Source organism: Simkania sp. (assembly GCF_965215465.1).
Taxonomy (GTDB): Bacteria; Chlamydiota; Chlamydiia; order Chlamydiales; family Simkaniaceae; genus Simkania.
In genome coordinates this window covers 1546955-1563269 of record NZ_OZ244056.1, presented here as the reverse complement: position 1 = coordinate 1563269, position 16315 = coordinate 1546955, and the positions used below count along the sequence as shown (strand labels likewise).

At 43.0% G+C, this 16315-nt stretch carries 13 protein-coding genes; 5 read left to right on the top strand and 8 right to left on the bottom strand.

Annotated features, from left to right (window positions below; translation table 11 throughout):
• Positions 1-127: 127 nt before the first annotated feature.
• From ACOOFG_RS07260 to ACOOFG_RS07245, 4 genes are all read right to left on the bottom strand, one after another.
• Positions 128-511 carry a hypothetical protein gene (locus ACOOFG_RS07260; protein WP_420420812.1) on the bottom strand — a complete coding sequence of 128 codons (384 nt, stop codon included), beginning with the start codon at positions 509-511 and terminating at the stop codon, positions 128-130.
• A gap of 56 nt (positions 512-567) precedes the next feature.
• Positions 568-1152 (bottom strand): histidine phosphatase family protein, encoded by a 585-nt coding sequence (locus ACOOFG_RS07255; RefSeq protein ID WP_420420811.1) that lies wholly within the window; start codon positions 1150-1152, stop codon positions 568-570.
• Positions 1149-1916 (bottom strand): AsmA family protein, encoded by a 768-nt coding sequence (locus tag ACOOFG_RS07250; RefSeq protein WP_420420810.1) that lies wholly within the window; start codon positions 1914-1916, stop codon positions 1149-1151. Before ACOOFG_RS07250 ends, ACOOFG_RS07255 begins: the two co-directional genes overlap by 4 nt.
• Before the next feature lie 93 nt (positions 1917-2009).
• Positions 2010-3398 (bottom strand): hypothetical protein, encoded by a 1389-nt coding sequence (locus tag ACOOFG_RS07245; protein WP_420420809.1) that lies wholly within the window; start codon positions 3396-3398, stop codon positions 2010-2012.
• A 184-nt stretch (positions 3399-3582) separates the two neighbouring features.
• Here ACOOFG_RS07245 and ACOOFG_RS07240 point away from each other — a divergent pair, with 184 nt between their 5' ends.
• Positions 3583-4542, top strand: a complete 960-nt coding sequence (locus ACOOFG_RS07240; protein ID WP_420420808.1) for an alpha/beta hydrolase family protein — start codon at positions 3583-3585, stop codon at positions 4540-4542.
• Between the two features lie 87 nt (positions 4543-4629).
• Positions 4630-10188 carry a hypothetical protein gene (locus tag ACOOFG_RS07235; protein ID WP_420420807.1) on the top strand — a complete coding sequence of 1853 codons (5559 nt, stop codon included), beginning with the start codon at positions 4630-4632 and terminating at the stop codon, positions 10186-10188.
• Here the strand turns inward: ACOOFG_RS07235 and ACOOFG_RS07230 are convergent.
• From ACOOFG_RS07230 to ACOOFG_RS07220, 3 genes are read right to left on the bottom strand one after another with little or no spacing between them, the layout of a single operon-like run.
• Positions 10185-11246 carry an Lpg1974 family pore-forming outer membrane protein gene (locus ACOOFG_RS07230; RefSeq protein ID WP_420420806.1) on the bottom strand — a complete coding sequence of 354 codons (1062 nt, stop codon included), beginning with the start codon at positions 11244-11246 and terminating at the stop codon, positions 10185-10187. The genes ACOOFG_RS07235 and ACOOFG_RS07230 overlap by 4 nt on opposite strands.
• On the bottom strand, positions 11243-11950 hold the full coding sequence (gene udk, locus ACOOFG_RS07225) for a uridine kinase (RefSeq protein WP_420420805.1): 708 nt from the start codon (positions 11948-11950) through the stop codon (positions 11243-11245). The genes ACOOFG_RS07230 and udk overlap by 4 nt, the downstream gene beginning before the upstream one ends.
• A gap of 2 nt (positions 11951-11952) precedes the next feature.
• Entirely contained in the window at positions 11953-12138 is a 186-nt protein-coding gene (locus tag ACOOFG_RS07220) for a hypothetical protein (protein ID WP_420420804.1), read from the bottom strand.
• A 277-nt stretch (positions 12139-12415) separates the two neighbouring features.
• On the opposite strand from ACOOFG_RS07220, the gene ACOOFG_RS07215 reads away from it, so the two are divergent.
• Together ACOOFG_RS07215 and rlmB are read left to right on the top strand one after the other, a co-directional pair.
• A complete protein-coding gene (locus ACOOFG_RS07215; protein WP_420420803.1) occupies positions 12416-12835 on the top strand; it encodes a DUF6314 family protein in 420 nt (139 codons plus the stop codon).
• A complete protein-coding gene (rlmB, locus tag ACOOFG_RS07210) occupies positions 12832-13542 on the top strand; it encodes a 23S rRNA (guanosine(2251)-2'-O)-methyltransferase RlmB (protein WP_420420802.1) in 711 nt (236 codons plus the stop codon). The genes ACOOFG_RS07215 and rlmB overlap by 4 nt, the downstream gene beginning before the upstream one ends.
• On the opposite strand, the gene ACOOFG_RS07205 is transcribed toward rlmB, so the two are convergent.
• Positions 13526-14269: an SDR family oxidoreductase gene (locus tag ACOOFG_RS07205; protein ID WP_420420801.1), complete on the bottom strand. Its 744-nt coding sequence runs from the start codon at positions 14267-14269 to the stop codon at positions 13526-13528. The genes rlmB and ACOOFG_RS07205 overlap by 17 nt on opposite strands.
• A gap of 183 nt (positions 14270-14452) precedes the next feature.
• Here ACOOFG_RS07205 and lepB point away from each other — a divergent pair, with 183 nt between their 5' ends.
• Positions 14453-16276: a signal peptidase I gene (gene lepB, locus ACOOFG_RS07200; protein ID WP_420420800.1), complete on the top strand. Its 1824-nt coding sequence runs from the start codon at positions 14453-14455 to the stop codon at positions 16274-16276.
• Positions 16277-16315: the final 39 nt, after the last annotated feature.

Below are 16315 nucleotides of genomic sequence, written 5' to 3'. Positions count from 1 at the left end.
TGGATAGAAGAGAGAATTTTAGAAAATCTTCAGCGGTATCGTGAACATTCAAAACAATTTAGGTTTACTGATGGCTTCAGAGAACTTAAGTTCGATTTGATCCAAGTTGAAAAGAACCAAAGTTACTCTAAGCTATGTCTCGGGAAATTTCGTCAAAATAGTTAAAAAGAGCTGTTTGCTTACCTGACCCATGGTGAGCAAACCCAGATAAAAGGTGCATGAGCGCAGAATCTTGATCTCCATCTTGATAGGAGAGAGCTGCGTCAAGCAAGGTAGTTTCTCCAATGAAAGGAGCCCCCCACGGCGTCGTTAAGAGGAACTGAACGAGCTCTGCTTTCTCTTTAAGCTGTTCATCCTTTAGAGCATCTATCGAATCTTTCTCGAGGTTAACAATGTCGTGGGCGACTTTTTTTAGAAATGCTGGATCTTTTAGATCTACCTCAGGGGCAAAGATTTGCTCCCAGTCGTTGTGGATCTCTTCGAGATCTCGTTTTAGGTCTCTTGCAGCCATAACCAATGTCCTCAACTGTCCTTTTTGTATTCTTTTATTATACGATCATTTTTGAATTATTGGGAATGATGACTGATATCATTCCAAAGCTGCAAAGCGGGAACTTGGTGCTCATAGCTTAAGATTGAAAGAGATGCAGTTGAGAGAATAAAATGGCGTCCTTCAAGGATGGGAAACGCTAAGAACCTGACGGCCAACGCTCTTGAAAAATGGCCACTTGAAAAAACAGCAATGACCCCATCTAAAGCGTCGAGCTCATTCAGAAAGTCATCAGCCCTTTTTGCGACTTCAGCTGTCGACTCTCCATTTGGAGCCCCATGTTTAAAGATGTTCCATCCTGGATTAGTTTGATGAATCGCGGAGGTCTTTTTTCCTTCATAGTCTCCATAATTCCATTCAAGAAGTGCATTTGTGATTTTTGCTTGGCTCTTGAGCCCACAAAGACAGCAAGTGTCGTAGGCTCGCTTGAGAGGACTTGAGAAAACGTGGTCAAAAGAGATTCCTTGGAGCCTTTTTCCCAAGTGTTTCGCTTGGTCCATGCCGTTTTCCGTCAAGGGGATATCAGTCAGACCTGTATGTTGCCCACTTTTGGACCACTCAGTTTCCCCATGACGAACGAGATAGATTTGTTTCGAGGTCATTCTGCTTCTTCGTAAAAGACCTCGTCCCAATCATTGTCGAGCAGAATCAAGTCTGAAAACAGTCCTTTCAGCGTATCCATGGCTCCACCACCGGACTCACCTCCGGGGATGATATTTTCGAGCATGTTTTGCAGTCCTTCTTTGCTGAAGACGCTGCGCAACATCTCAGATATTACGATATCCATGATTTGAGCTGTGGGGATTCCACCTTCGCTGCTGATATTTTCAAGTTCGAGGCGATCGATTGTTCGTAACCGTCGGACACCTTTTTTACCGGTGCGGTAGGCGAGATCAATCTTCAGATCAGTAATGATGAGCTTTTTGATGAGAACAGTGGTGGACTTTCCCTTTGAAGAGGCTGCTTGCTTTTCTTTGCCGGTCGATTCTTTCAGGTTTTGCATGATTTCTGACCAGTTTCCGTTTTTGCTTCGTTGCGATTCAAATTCAAGACCTAAATAGACATCATCCAAGCGCATCTCTTCGATCACGATGTTATCGTCGAAAAAGTTAGAAAAAGGAGTTCCGATATAAAGGCTTTTGACTTCAAGCGCTGTGTTGAGTACAGAGCCGGGAGGGTTGCCAACACGGATGTTATCAACCTTAATAGAAGAGGATCCTAAACGAATAGCTTGAATAGAAACTGAGACTTTAGCTCTATCAGAAAGTTTATGAGAAATCCATGAAGGAAGCATGTTCCAACAGAAGATTCCGACTAGGACCAAGACAACAATGACTCCAAAAATAATGATCAGTGCTTTTCGCATCGTAGCTCCTCTATTCTCGTTTCTTCTCACCAAAACATATTAAACATTTTTTTGCTAGATGATGTCGCTAAATGGCGACACTATCTGATGAAGCTATCCAAAAAGAGAAGCAAGTTCATCTAGAGAAATCAGGAGTTGTTTTTCTCCACTCGCTCTCTTTGACGATTCTTCTAGATAGAGTTCTGGAGGAAGATCATGATCGATGGAAACCCGACTGCGCCCAACTGTTTTGAGTAAAATTGATTCCATTTGTTTCAAGGGAAACACTGTCATGTACATTTTTGCATTAACTCCAAGGTTAGAGTTAATATGAGTTTTAAAGGCTTTTCCTACAAAGGCATGTAGTTGCATGGAGAGGTTGGGATATCCTCCTTCTATAAGACTAAGAGGGTTACGGAAAATCCCTCGATTTTCGAACATGGGCTTGACATCGATATTGCGAACACCGACGGTCATCAAAGTATCACCGCAGGTTTCATAAATTTCTTTTAGTTTCCATGGGTATTCTTCTAGTGATTCTGGAAAATCTGCTCTCCCTTTGATAGGTAGTTTTGAGACATAAGCGACAAAATTCCCACGTTTTAACATCAATTTAAACGATTCAGCTCCACCTGAAGTATTTTGCAGGGTTTCCCAACGCCTGCCTCCTTTGTAGACTTCTCTTTGTTTCATCTTTTGCACGAACTCTTTAAATTCATGACTTTCTAGCCCATAATTCTTCTTATCTTTTTTGATTTCAGCAAGCTTTGAGTCATCGTTTAAATAGAGACCTAAATAATTCAATAGGCCTCTTGAGTTGTCGTAGAGGCGCTTACATGCTTTTTGGTATTCTTCCCAATATAATGTATCAAAATCTAATTGCTCGATTCCAAAATAAATTTTTTCTCCGTTTGCAGTTGTCCCTTCTGCTGTATAGACACCTTCTGATACTTGAGTCACGTTTCCGATGGAAGCTTTAGAATGCGCTATAGGAGGCGATGTTGCTGAGGCCTCCTTTGTGACTTCTTTCTTTGTATATTCATCGATTAAAAAATTGATCAATTCCTTGGAGGGGTTTGGAAAATAGTGAGACCAGCTATCTAATAAAGTGGAGACTTCTTGGACAACCTTTCGTCGCATGTGTGCGGGAATTTTATCACCAAAATCTTTCATTAAGGTGTTTTCAGGCTTTCTCTTATCATCATCCGCCAAGGCACCTGTTTCTTGGCCGCTTTTCTCATCACAAGGAAGTTGCGATTGAATTTGGGCTTTTTGATAGGCGTGGTAAAAGTGATAGGTTCCACCTAGTCCGAAAAGCAAAAGCGATGATTTAAAACCGATCAAACCACATGAAATTGCAAATAAAACCAGTCCAGCGGCTTTCTTCGCCGTTTCGAGCCATGAGTCTTCGAGGGTCTTTCCAGAGTTTGGATCGCTGGGTGCAAGCATATGATCCCAGTGCATCGCAATAGTTGCAGCGTTAACAACATTTGAAATAGTCAATTTTTAACTCCTGAAACTATATTCAAACAATTCATTGCAGATGAGGAGAGAATGTAAAAGAAATGATGCAAACTTGAATCTTTCCTCCAATCCAATTTTTTTTCAAAATTTTCCCATAGGGCTGCTAAAAAAACAAGTAATTTAACCTTTGATCTTGGGAAATAAAAAGGTATAATTGTCAGTCATGAAACGGGTATTGTTAAAAACTTTTCTTTTTGTTTTCTGCTTAACGTCTTTTGCTTTTGCAAATGAGGAGAAGTGCGCAACTCCCTCTCATATCGGCCAGAAAACAGTCTGCACCTATGCCAATGGCCGACCCATTTTGATCGATGTCTGGTTTTCCACCAAAAAGGGGAATCCAGAGGCATCAGAAAGCTGCTGGCAATTGCCTCTCATTGCTCACGATGCACCCATTCCCAATCACCCTTTACCTCTTATTCTTATCTCACATGGGTATGGAGGAGCGCGCAATGAGCAGGTCTGGCTTGCCGAGCAGCTCGCTCTTGCGGGATACATTGTTGCCAGTTTGGACCACTATGGCAACACATGGAAAGATCCGACTCCAAAGGGGATGATTGAAATGTGGCACCGACCTCAAGATGTTTCTGCAACAATTGACTATCTCACAACGACATCGCCATTTGTTGATGCCATTGACCCAAGTGATATTGGTTTTGTGGGCTTTTCTATTGGAGGGATGACGGGCCTTTGGCTTGCTGGGGCTGAAGTGAAATCAACTGAAGCACTGCATCATTTTGCAGGAGAAGCATCTCAAAACATGATAGAATCCATCGATTTTCAAGAAGGAATGAAGTCGTTTCGTGATCCGCGCATTTCCCACTTTGTTCTTTTGGCACCACGTGCTTCAGAATTTACACCTGAAAGCTTACACAAAATCGAATCACCGATACTCGTCATTTATGGAACAGAAGATGCTGTTTTGCCGCCGCACGAGCATGCTTTAACCATTCCGTCTACTCAAACACTTCCTTTAGAGCGCGCGGGACACTTTGTTTTTCTAAACTCTGTCTCCGAGCAGGGGAAGCAGGCACTCAGTCCAGCTCTTTGTGAGGGAAATGAAGAGCGCCCCCTTTTCCACAAACAAGTCTCTCAAGAAATCATTCGCTTTTTCAAAGTAAATTAAATTTATTTCTTCCCTAGCTACTAATTCAAATGCTCTGTATACTGCTTTCAATTTTGGGGGAAGATTTCGGGTTAGAGAGGAATTTTTATGGGTTTAGAGACACCATCGTCGTTAAAAAGTTGGATTGAGCCAATTGTGGATGTGACCACATTTGGGGCAGTTGAACTCTTTTCTTTAATGTCGCGTCAAATCGCAGTGATGCATCCCTATTCTGTAGGGTCGCTTACTGCAGCAACGTCTCATGCTCTCACCATTACAGCAGCTAACAAATTTTTAGATCCTCAGTCAACTGAGGCTAAAATTGCCGTCACAATGATGGGGCTTGCCATCAGTACGATTGCACTTCCCTATGTCATTGGAAAATGGGCCATTCACTCAGCCATTCGTTTGAATTTTGAAACAGCTGTTCGCACGGCAGTGACAAGCTTGCTTGTGAAAACGACCATTTTCACTTTATACACGATTGGAAAGTCCCTTCTGGATCAATATCACTGGCAAACTCCAAAAGAACTTAAGGATCTCGATAACCTTGGCAGCTCACAATTGCCGCATGTGAAAGCCTTTTTTAGAGATCACACCGATCGAAAAGAGGGACTCACTTTAGCTTTGCAATATGCTTTAACAGTTCCCTTAGGCAAATGCGCTGGAATTGGAGAGGGGTGGACAAAAGAAAGCTTAACAGCTGTACGAGAGCAAGATCTCAGCTTCCTCACTATTGAGCAGAAAAAGGAGCTCAATGGACTCTTTATGCAGAACAATTTGCTTCCTTCTAAACGGGACTATGTGAAAGAAGAACTTCCTGCTGTTCCTACCACTCTTACAAAACTTTCCCTGGAACAACTCACTTGGATCCATCTTATTGCGCAACTCTCAGATACGGACGTGACTCCAGAGGTTGCAAAACAGTTCTACGAGCAAGGTTTACCTCCTGCAAAAACTGAATGGATTAATTGGAGATTGCCGATCCAGGCTGATTTACTGAGTAAGACTGATTTGCTGTGGGTAAAAAACGATCTTATTGCTCATCCTGAAAAGTGGAGAGCTCTGGGGTTTGAAACGCAAAGAAAGCTCAAAGAAAAGATCACTCTTCCTTATCTCATTTATCCCCATACAGCCGCTGAAGTAAAAGCGCTCACTTTAGCAGAACTCAAAAGCTATAGGCAAGCGTTTGAAAAAAACACAGATCTGATAAAGGAATTTCCCCTTGCGATGCGTCGCGTTTTTGCCAATCAACTCGAAGAGAAATTTAGCTGCAACGTTGATGGCCTTTTCATGCAAGGTGAAGAAAGAGTGGAGCCCTATTATCTCTTTGGGCGCGTGACACCAAAGCAAATTCTTGGAGTCGGCCTCATTGTCATGGTGGTTGCCGTTCCTGCTATTGCTGCCCTTGGAAGTCTTTATTATGGATCTTCGACAACACCTCCTTTGCAAGAGCCAACGAAAGAAAGCAGAAACCAAACGCAAGAAGTCATTTTTCCTCCACCTGTCGAAAAAGTCCCTCTGCCTAAGGTTGACCGCTGTCCCGATCACAACTGCTTAATGGTTCCAAGCGGAAGCGAAGTGATCGATCATCCGGTTGTAAGGCCGAATATCACAGTCCATGATCAATCATGGACCCCATTAGAATGGATAGGAAAAGTCGAGGATTTTACCCTCTCTTTGCTTCGTGAACAAAAACAAACTGAATCTAGAGATCTTTGTCCTGAAAACAACTGTGTTGCATTACCTTTATCGTCTTATCCCATTTCTAGTCTGACATGCGACGCTCCGCAGTCATTTATTCCTCCCATGATGGAATCATTTGTTCTTCCTTTTCCCGAAGTCCCAGGTAACGTGAAGATACCTGTCATCACAGAGGAGTTTTCGGCTGTTGATTCTTCTGCAGTGAGAGTTTCCTCAGATAGTCTACTGACAGGACGAACCATCATTGAAATCGATCGCACTTGGAAGGATGCAGCTCATAACGTCAGCACACCCGTTGTCGATGAAAAGGTTTGCTCAGTAGATGCTCATGCTTTGACAATTCCAGAAGGAAGCAAAGTCATCGACCATTTAGTTAAACGCTCACCGGATATCACAGTCAAAGATCTATCTTGGGAACCTACTTTTGAAGTTGCGGAAAAAGTGGATGATGTCTCTTTTTGCTTTCTGCCTGCCGAAACTTGTCCGGAGAATCGCAGCCTTACACTAGATTCCTCGCCACTAGTCGATCCCACTTATGACGGAACATGCCCCGCGTCTCACTTTGCTACACCGCCTGTTTGTGAACCTTATTCTCTTCCTCCTCCAAAAGACGTGATGATTACACCTGATAGCGAAAGCGATGCATTCACCATCTTAGACAATCTTCCTCTCAATAGAGAAGCAACTCTACAGACACAGACTGGGTTTTCTGTTTGGACTGCTTTAGGTGTCATGGGAACGATTTTGACGTTAGGATGTTTCGCTAGACGTAAAAAAACTCAACCTGTTGTTCCACTTGGTGAAAGAAACGCTGTCGTTTTGAGAGACAATCGGGGAGTGTTTGAGCTTCCACATGCGTCTTCAGAAAATTCAGCAGCTTTGATAACTGACGAAAGACAAATCGATGTTGTGAATGGAAGCCGAGACCGTGAGGATCTTGCGAATCTAGTGCGGGGAGCAGAATTCGGGGCAATTTCGATTAAAAAGGGTCATGAAAGGTTTCAACTTGCTTTTGATCTACAGGATCCAGAAGTCCTCAGACAGTTTTATCGCATGATGCAGCAGCCTCAACGCGAAGTTCTCGCCGTTGAAGGTCACCGTGGCATTTCTTTAGATATGAGTGCCCATGTGGGAATTGTTGGCGGTGGAGTAAGAAGAGTTTTCAATCTCGATCTCAGCCATCCTATCATGGCTCAATTTATTCAAGGTCTTGTGGTTGAAGCAAGGCAGACTGCCCAGCTTCATGGAGTTGAAGCTTCTCAGCAACTGGCTTTGGGTTTTGATGGTTCTAGAGGATTTCCTCAGCGACTAGCTTTACACTCTCATGCTTCGGAAGTTCAAATGCCCCCCCTCGGCAATGTTCACAATCGTTTTCCTGCTCTACAAGATATGAGGGTTAGCTATTCGGAGCTGGAATTGAACCGATCGCTTATGGGAAGTCTAATGATGAAAGATGGACCCATTATTGGCCAAGAGGCGCGAGAAGCGCGTTATGTTGCTTGGAGCCACTTCATTGGAGAAAATGGTCACCCAGCTAAGATGCGCAAGTATCGCATTGTCATCGATGAGTATTTGAGGGTAATGCGAGATCAATTTAAGCAAGATCCTCTTGAGCTTTTCTTGAGGTTGCAAGAACGCGCTACAGCAGATTCTAATAATGTGCTTTACAAAGGACTTTTCCGAGCAGTTGAGGCGTTAATGTGTCCCATCGACCCTCGAAAGGAGTACGTTGATGCGAGCACACAAAGATACACCTTTGTTCAGAGTTTGCGTGGGGCCATTTTAAGCTCGGAATATCAAGCCATTGAGAAGAAAGCTGAGGAAGCTTTGTCACTTGAGGAAAAGTTTTACCGCGACACCATTTGGATGCTTTGTGAATCTTTCTTCCGCCCCGAGATTTATAACTACCTCAAAGAAATGACCGAGCTCTTTGTGAGTGAAAGTCGCGCAGAGCGTAAGGAACCGGACGACAATGATCAGATTACGGCAGTCAACTTTGTTGAAAAAATTCACGGAAAAAACGCTGATATTAAAAAAGCGCCCAAAGACAAAATCGGAAAATCAAACGCGGCACTTCAATACCAAAAACTCTGCGGAGCTATAGGGTGTGAAGATTTCATTGGAACAAAAAATACTCCTCACTTACGCAATCAGTACGTTTGGGAGCACTCAGAACATGGCCAATTGATCGTTGACTATTTCCGCCATGGATGTCCCGTCTTACCTGGGAACCTGTTAAGAATTGCGATGGGTGCAATCACCCGCTTCATCCCAGGATGGATTCTTACTCTAGACTTGGCTGTGAGAAGTGGAGAGTGTGTTGCTCCTGAATATGAGCAGATGCTTCGAGCTAAAGCTGCCCGTGGACAAGGGGATCTGTATGTGAATCACCAACGTAGAATTCCCGGTGGAGTTGAAAACGAATGGGATCGTGTAGAGGCGATTGAAGGGTTACAAATTACGCATCCCAATGAATTTGTACTCACTCAATCAGTTGAGGGGTCCTTATTTAAGCGGCAAGCACCATTTGAGAATGTCACGACGTTTGAAGGATTGATCGATGCGTTTATCGCAACGTATAGCCAACCAGATAAAGTGGGAAATCACGCTCAGAACATGCTGCCTAGAGTTTTTTGGGATCGGGATTACTGGGGACGTATGACGCTCAATGAAAAGGGAATTGCGTATCTCAAAAGCTTGAAAGGAAAACTCCAAGTCTTACATCAGTTCTTTTTTGATGGGCGTAAAGACATTGCGTTTGATGGTGTGTCTCCAGTGGATGACGAAGAAGCTTATCAATTGCGCGAGTGGCAAGTGTTTATCGAACTTTGCTATTCCTTTATGCGCAAAGACCTTCTCTTTACTCTTTCAAAAGAGAGTGGGTTTATCATCACTTCGATGAAAGACATCTGTAAAGACAAGCTCGATCGCGGTGGAAATGAAGCGAAGAACGAAGATGAAATCGCTTACTACATGATAGGTGACACGAGTGATGAAAGATTTGAGGAGACCCTTTACCAACTCCTTGGACCACCAATCTTAGTGAAGAAAAAAGAAGCCATCCCACGTCGCTTAAAGCCTGGTTTAGCCATGTCTCAATTCCTCTATGGTTTGCCTGGTCAAAAGAAATTGGCCATGAAACAATTGGGGAAAGAGCTGTTTGGTGGCTGGGAGATGAAAGATGTCGTGGTGCGCAAACGTCTTGGGCAAACGGCTTTCCCAGAAGAGAAAACAGCACGTACAAAAGAAGAGTTCCGCGCCTACCTCTACTCTGAAGGGGTGAGAGAGCCTGATGAAGTTGATGAAATTTTACGAAGGAAGTTTGATCCTGTTCTGTTAAAAGAAGCGACTGAGCCGGAAGAAGTTTATAGCTATTTAGAATTGGTGCAACCTAAAGCTTACTTTTCGACAGCTGAAACGCAAGTTCAAGCCAATGTGAAGCCCTATCAATTAAAACCAGGGATCAATAAGGTCAAACTTTTCGAACAAATTAATAAAGATTTAGTTCGTGATCATGGTGGAGCAAGTCGAGTCTTTTTAAATGGCAGGGTTGTTAAAAGTGCGCAGGAACTTTTTGATGCTTTGTCACTCTGTTCAAAAAGTGCTGACGAAGTCCTGGGTTGGATGTCACTTATTCAACAGGGAGTTTTCGCTGGAGTTGAACAAGCGATGTGGAGTGATTTGGAAATTGAAGGATTCGATTCAGGGTTTCAGATTCGCGGCCACGGTCCGACTGTTGAAAAAAAGCCAGCAGTTCGCAGTTACAATATTACAACTGAAGAAGGCCGCAAGCCAAACATCGTTGCGTCGTCGTACTATGAGTTGATTTCAAGTGATATTGAGAAAGTTAAGATCTTCAGGAGAGATCCTTATGCAGTGCTCTTTGCTCAAGTCAAAGTGGATTTTGAGATGAATCGAGCGCTTTCAACGTGGCAAGTCGACGCAGCCACTGATGATCTCTAGAAGTTGAATGACGCGCGAGTTGTCAGTCCATGCAATGCAATGAGACCCGAATTTAACCATGTCTCTTTAGCATCTATTGAAGTTGAACCAGTTGAGCGAAAAACTTCTTGCAAGTTGGACCAAATCGTCAATTCATAGCCTGCAAAAATCTCAAGGCGCCACCAGTCGAAACTTTTTTGGTAAGAAGGTCTGACCAAAAATTGCATGGTGAAGGCCATGCGGTAGTCTTTATAGCGCGCATCGCGAATGGGAATATTGGGATTGTCTCCAGGATTTGAAGGGATGTTGGTTGTCTGCTTTGCATGATTGCGGTAGCGGCCCATTGTCAGAGCTGTTGAAAAGGTTCCCGTTGCATAAATGTCTTTGCCCCAGTACCAGTCAAAACCTGTTCCGACGCGTAGTCCCATGCCCCAATAACGCCAACGGTTACGTGTTGTTGTGACATTATCGTTGAACCCGATATAGCGCACACGCCATCCTTGATGTAGCCAAACTGTGGTGACTCCTCCTGCTAGACGAAGACGAAGGTGAGGGTTGTCAAATGGGTGAAAGACCCGATTAGCTAGAAGGTTGAAGAGTTGATAGTGGAGGTGAATGCTGCTTGTAGCATGATGCATTGGACCCAATAGGTATTGGGGAAAGGTTCCATTGATGTACTTGGCTTCGTCGACAGAAGTTGGTTTCACGCGATTGAAGCCTTTGACATGGAGAAAAGTGTATTCACCTAAAACTTCCCAGAAATTTTCGGCTCGGTAGTAGCCGAGAGAAAAGCGGTAGCCGGGATCCCAGTCAAACTCTGCACGCTCAAAATCTCCTTGAGCAAAGGAAGGTGTTGGGCCCCAAGAACGGTTACGCATGCGGATGGCGTAATCGAGTGCACCTTCTTGGACATTCCAATAGATGAATTCTCCGTTGATGAGAAAACCAGGTTCATTTTTATTGAAGAGTTGCGCTTCTTTCTCTGGATCAGGTGGAGGCGAGGGTGGTGCGGTTAACATCCTTTTGTCAGCAAAGAGAAAGCAAGGAAGTAAACTGAGGAGAAGGAAGCTTTTTTTCATGGTAGTAGATCCTTTGAAGGCATTAAAAGGGTAAGTTCGGGGGTCACTTCAGGAAGCAATTTTGAAGCGATGAAGTTCAAGACAACTTCGTTTTCATGGTGAGCAGGAATGATCATGTCTGCAAACACTTTGCTAGGTGCAATGAATTTGAAAAACATGGGCCTGACTGTTGCGAAATATTGGTTTTGGATGTCTTGAAAAGTGCGACCTCGCTCTTTTTGATCTCGTTGAATCCGCCTCATTAAGCAGATATCGAGATCAGTATCGACAAATAGTTTGATGTCGAGGAGGTCACGGATTTCAGGAATTGCCAAAAGTAAACACCCTTCCACAATGAGGATTTTTTTTGCTTCAACTTCGGCTGTTTTATTTGTGCGTGAATTTGTTGTGAAGTCATAGACGGGCTGCAAGATGTTTTTTCCCTCTTTGAGTGCAAGAATCTGCGTGCGCATCAGCTCAAAATCAATGGAACTCGGATGGTCGAAATTCGTTTGAGTGCGTTCTTGAGGGGGTAGATGCGAAAGATCTCGATAGTAACTATCTTGACAGATCAGTGTCGCATGCTGGCCCAAACTCTGAACAAGCTTACGCGCAAGGGTTGTTTTTCCAGCACCTGAAGCTCCAGCAATTCCGACAACCAATGTTTCAGAGGCGAAGGAATGACAGAAGAGAAGAAGAAAAAGACAACCTAACAGCCGCTTCATGCTTACTCCTCGAAATCGCGATCCATGACCGTTTTGCGTCCATCAGCCTTTGCTTTTTCAATCGCACGTAGACAAGCTCTTTCAACGATATCAGTCAAAGCATCTTTTGCAGCATCCGAAGTGTTCATTCCTGCACTATCTTTGATGAATTTTTTAACTTTACTAACGACAACTAGCGTTTCTTTCATCATAGCCTCATGGGGTAAGGATTTGTTAAACCCCTGCGTTATATCAAATTTTGATTTCATAACAAACTCTAAGTTTCATTTTAGAGGAAGAGCCTGTTCTGTTAAAATCTTTGAGGAGGGGATTTTTGATAGATTTTTTCATCAGAATTATTTTTTCGACGATCCCATAGCCAAAGGTGTTATAGGTAAGGAGAAAAAATGATTATTAGGGAAAAAGACATAAAAGACCCCAAAAGAGATTAGCAGAATAGGTTCAAAACCTGTATACTTTTACGGCATGAAGCAGCAGGAATTAGCCGGTCAATGGACCCTCAGTCGTAAAGTCTTTGATAGAGAGCGCAGGCTTGTTGGAGGCATGTGGGGCAAGGTATTGTTTGAAAAAATTGACCAAAATCAGCTGCTTTATCAAGAAACTGTTTGGAATATTTCAGGAGAGTCAACCCGCTTTTTGGCGAGGCAAACTTATCTTTATCTTTTTAATGAAGAGGGGATCGAGATCCATCGCCACGGTCAAAAGCAAGACGTTCCTTTTTTAACTTTGCCTTACGGAAAAAAAGTTGTAGATGGCCATTATTCTTGCAAGCCCGACCTCTATGCCTTGCGCTGGGTTTGGGTGAATTCCCATCTTTTTTACACCCGTTTTTCTGTGAAAGGCATCCGAAAAGATCACACTTTGGAGACACTTTTTAGACGATGAATGATCAGCCACTTATTATGGGGAAAAACTGTCTCAGCGAAGTACTGAAAACAAATCCCAAATCGATTCAGAAGATTTTTACTTCAAAAGAAAACGATCCTGTTTTGAAAAAAGCAAAGGGTCTTAATATTCCGATTCAATTTGTTCCCAAGCCACGTCTTTCTGCCATGGTTAATTCAGAATCACATCAAGGAGTTGTGGCAAGGCTACATGCAAGAGCCTATCCCGAGCTCCGCTCTTTTTTACGCACCCCAAAAGAAAAGTCGCTCATCTTGATGTGTGATGGCATCACCGATCCACAAAATTTTGGAGCAATTCTCCGTGCAGCCGAATGTTTTGGCGTCGATTGTGTGGTGTTTTCAAAAAACCGCAGCGTTGAAATCACTCCTGTTGTGACCAAAGCAAGTGTAGGAGCTTCTGAACTTGTGCCGCTCTTAAGAGTTTCCAATTTGGCTGAGACGATGAAGCGGTTTCAAGAAGCTGGATTCACAGCCATTGCCGCAGATGTAGGAGAGCATTCCAAGCCACTCGATGAGTTCATCTTTCCTAACAAAACCCTTCTCATTTTAGGAGCGGAAGGACGAGGAGTACAGCCACTGCTCAAAAAGAAAGCCGATGGCTGCGTTGAAATCCCTCTGAAGGGGCAGATCGATTCCTTAAACGTCTCTCAAGCAGCGTCCATTTTACTCTTTAAAGCCCGCGGGTAAGTCCACCGTCACAAACGATGGCTTGACCGGTGATATAGGCCGCTTGCTCCGATCCTAGAAAAGTGGCAAGTGCTGCAAACTCTTCGGGTCTTCCCAATCTCCCAGCGGGAATTTTGGCAATGAGTTCTTCTTCTGGAATGATGAAGTCTTCAAGCCGCTTTGTTTTGGTGTACCCAGGCATGATGATGTTGGCAGTGATTTGGTCTGCCGCAACTTCTTCGCTAACTGTTTTCATCACCCCAACAAGCCCTGCACGATAGCCATTTGAAATCGAAAGCTTAGGAACGGGTTCCTTGGCTGCAAAGGAGGTGCACATGATGATCCGGCCCCATTTCCGTTCTTGCATTTGTGGTAAAACAGTGTGGACGGCATCGATGGCGCTGCGCCAGAGTCCATAATAGCCTGCATCCCAATCTTCTCCTTTGAGCTCATTAAAATGTCCTGTTTTAGGGCCACCAGCATTGGTCACAAGGATATCAATGCCCCCAAGGGCAAGAGGTTTGGAAACGGTTTGGACAAGCTGTTTACCTGCGCTTGGTTGTAGAAGGTTACACATGAAAGGCATTGAACCTGGAATTTTCTCGGATGCTTCTTCTGCGCGGTGCATTTCACGTGAAGTGACACCCACAATGGCACCTTCGTCAGCAAATGCTTTAGCAATCGCAAATCCAATCCCTGTAGAGGATCCCAGAACGAGAACCCGCTTATTTTCTAATTTGAAATCCATAGCCTGTTACTCACTAAACTTAAAAAGATCTATTAAAGCGAGTGCAACGCCATTTGTCCATCCAAAATCTTTTCGGAGTCCGTTCTAAGGTCGTTAGAATTCACTCTGACACAAAAAGCTATTGAAATAAATGAACCCCAAGCTAGTATTACATGCCGTTTAACAAATCATGAGTAAGTTTTAATGAGAACCTATTCCCTATATAAATCCAAAAAGATTTTACTAGCTGCATTTCATCAGCTTCAAAAAGCTAAAAAGGCCTATTCTTCTGATAGGAGAAAGTCTGTGCTGAGCAAACTAAAATCTTTACAGGATGAGATTCTAAGGGGAGATAGAGCTGCTGCTTCGAAACTAGCCAAAGAAGTTGAGGCGTTAAGCCATAGACCGCGAACGTTATCACTTATAAAAAACTTTGTTTTATCCCTTTGTATTGCATTAGCTGTTGCTGGGGTAGTAAGGCAAATGTGGTTTGAGCTTTATGAAATTCCCACAGGTTCCATGCGGCCGACCTTCAAAGAAAAAGATCGGCTCATTGTTTCAAAGAGCAAGCTAGGCATCAATATTCCATTCCTAACAAAGCACTTATATTTTAATCCTGACTTATGTAAACGGATGAGTGCAATTGTTTTTACCTCAAAAAATATGGATGTTGCCGACAATGATACTATGTATTTTTATCTTTTTCCTGGAAAAAAACAGTTTATTAAACGACTTATTGGAAAACCTGGCGACACTCTCTATTTTTATGGAGGCTTGATTTATGGGATCGATAAAGACGGAAAAGACATTTCTCCAGAGCTTCAGCAAGAAAAATTTGCTTCTATTGAGCACACCCCATTTATACGATTTGAGGGAAGATGGAAGCAAAAAGGGCGCTCGACAGTGACGATGGATCAGATGGGTTTTCCTCTGGTTGAATTCACGCCCACAATGTTTAACACTTACTCTGGGAAAACAATCAATTCAGGCATTTTGCATGAAGAAGCTGAGAATGCAGATTTTAGAGATCTGTTAGGGATAAAGAATTACGTGATGGTTCGTTTGCTATCATTTGATGAAATGCCTAGTAGATTGCATCATCAATTGGACCCTGATTGCCTTTATCTTCAGATTCAACATCCTCCAAACTTAAAAAGTGCCCGATCATATGTAGACAAGTCTGGAAAACAATACCCACTCATTTCTTACGATCTTTCATACATACCAATCCGTAAAGAGCTTCAAGAAAAGCTCTCTCAGAGCCTTTACACAGCTCGTTTCATTGTTCAAGATGGGTACATTTTTCGCTATGGGAGTTCTATTCAAAGGCAACTTAAATTAGAGGGTATTCCTAATGGTACATATGAGTTTTATAACGGGGTTGCTTATCAAATAGACTGGACTGGAACAGCAAGGAAACTTTCGCGATCTCATCCATTGTATAAATGCGCTTTGGAAAAGATTCAGTTTTTCTTTAATCAAGGGATAGATTTTTTTCCTTATTTTTCTAGTCCTAGCAACCAGAATCATTTTCCTTCAAGGTACGCTTACTTTAGAGAGGGAAGCCTGTACTTAATGGGGGCGCCAATTTTAGGACCTGAAGATCCAGCGTTGATAAACTTCGTTGCAGTAGAAAACCAAAAAGCTGCTGCTCAATCTGGATATTATCCATTTGTAGATTATCATCCACCGCTTAAAGAAGGGAACTTAGATATAAAAGTGATCAAACAATTTGGGCTCAAAGTTCCTGAAGGACACTACTTAGTTTTGGGAGATAATCATGCGATGAGTGCTGATAGCCGTGACTTTGGTTTTGTTCCTGAAAAAAACATTAAGGGCACTCCTTCATTCATTTTTTGGCCATTTGGGGACCGTTTTGGTTTTCCAAGCCAAGTAGTGATTCCTTTTTTTACATTCTCAAACGTTATCATATGGGCTTTAGGAATTTTGTTTATTTTTCTGAGCACAATTTATTCTAGGAGGAAAAACAAATTCCCAATTGATTTTTCAGCTTTTCAGTTGGATTAAAAGGAGTGCGTCATATAGATTTGCCTTTCTAACATCAAT

Excerpts from the sequence above, each read along its gene's own strand:
- ACOOFG_RS07260 (WP_420420812.1), bottom strand. The coding sequence starts at position 511 with ATGGCTGCAAGAGACCTAAAACGAGATCTCGAAGAGATCCACAACGAC.
- udk (WP_420420805.1), bottom strand. The coding sequence starts at position 11,950 with ATGAAGCGGCTGTTAGGTTGTCTTTTTCTTCTTCTCTTCTGTCATTCC.
- ACOOFG_RS07220 (WP_420420804.1), bottom strand. The coding sequence starts at position 12,138 with ATGAAAGAAACGCTAGTTGTCGTTAGTAAAGTTAAAAAATTCATCAAA.
- ACOOFG_RS07215 (WP_420420803.1), top strand. The coding sequence starts at position 12,416 with ATGAAGCAGCAGGAATTAGCCGGTCAATGGACCCTCAGTCGTAAAGTC.
- ACOOFG_RS07235 (WP_420420807.1), top strand. The coding sequence starts at position 4,630 with ATGGGTTTAGAGACACCATCGTCGTTAAAAAGTTGGATTGAGCCAATT.
- lepB (WP_420420800.1), top strand. The coding sequence starts at position 14,453 with ATGAGAACCTATTCCCTATATAAATCCAAAAAGATTTTACTAGCTGCA.
- ACOOFG_RS07255 (WP_420420811.1), bottom strand. The coding sequence starts at position 1,152 with ATGACCTCGAAACAAATCTATCTCGTTCGTCATGGGGAAACTGAGTGG.
- ACOOFG_RS07230 (WP_420420806.1), bottom strand. The coding sequence starts at position 11,246 with ATGAAAAAAAGCTTCCTTCTCCTCAGTTTACTTCCTTGCTTTCTCTTT.
- rlmB (WP_420420802.1), top strand. The coding sequence starts at position 12,832 with ATGAATGATCAGCCACTTATTATGGGGAAAAACTGTCTCAGCGAAGTA.
- ACOOFG_RS07250 (WP_420420810.1), bottom strand. The coding sequence starts at position 1,916 with ATGCGAAAAGCACTGATCATTATTTTTGGAGTCATTGTTGTCTTGGTC.
- ACOOFG_RS07240 (WP_420420808.1), top strand. The coding sequence starts at position 3,583 with ATGAAACGGGTATTGTTAAAAACTTTTCTTTTTGTTTTCTGCTTAACG.
- ACOOFG_RS07205 (WP_420420801.1), bottom strand. The coding sequence starts at position 14,269 with ATGGATTTCAAATTAGAAAATAAGCGGGTTCTCGTTCTGGGATCCTCT.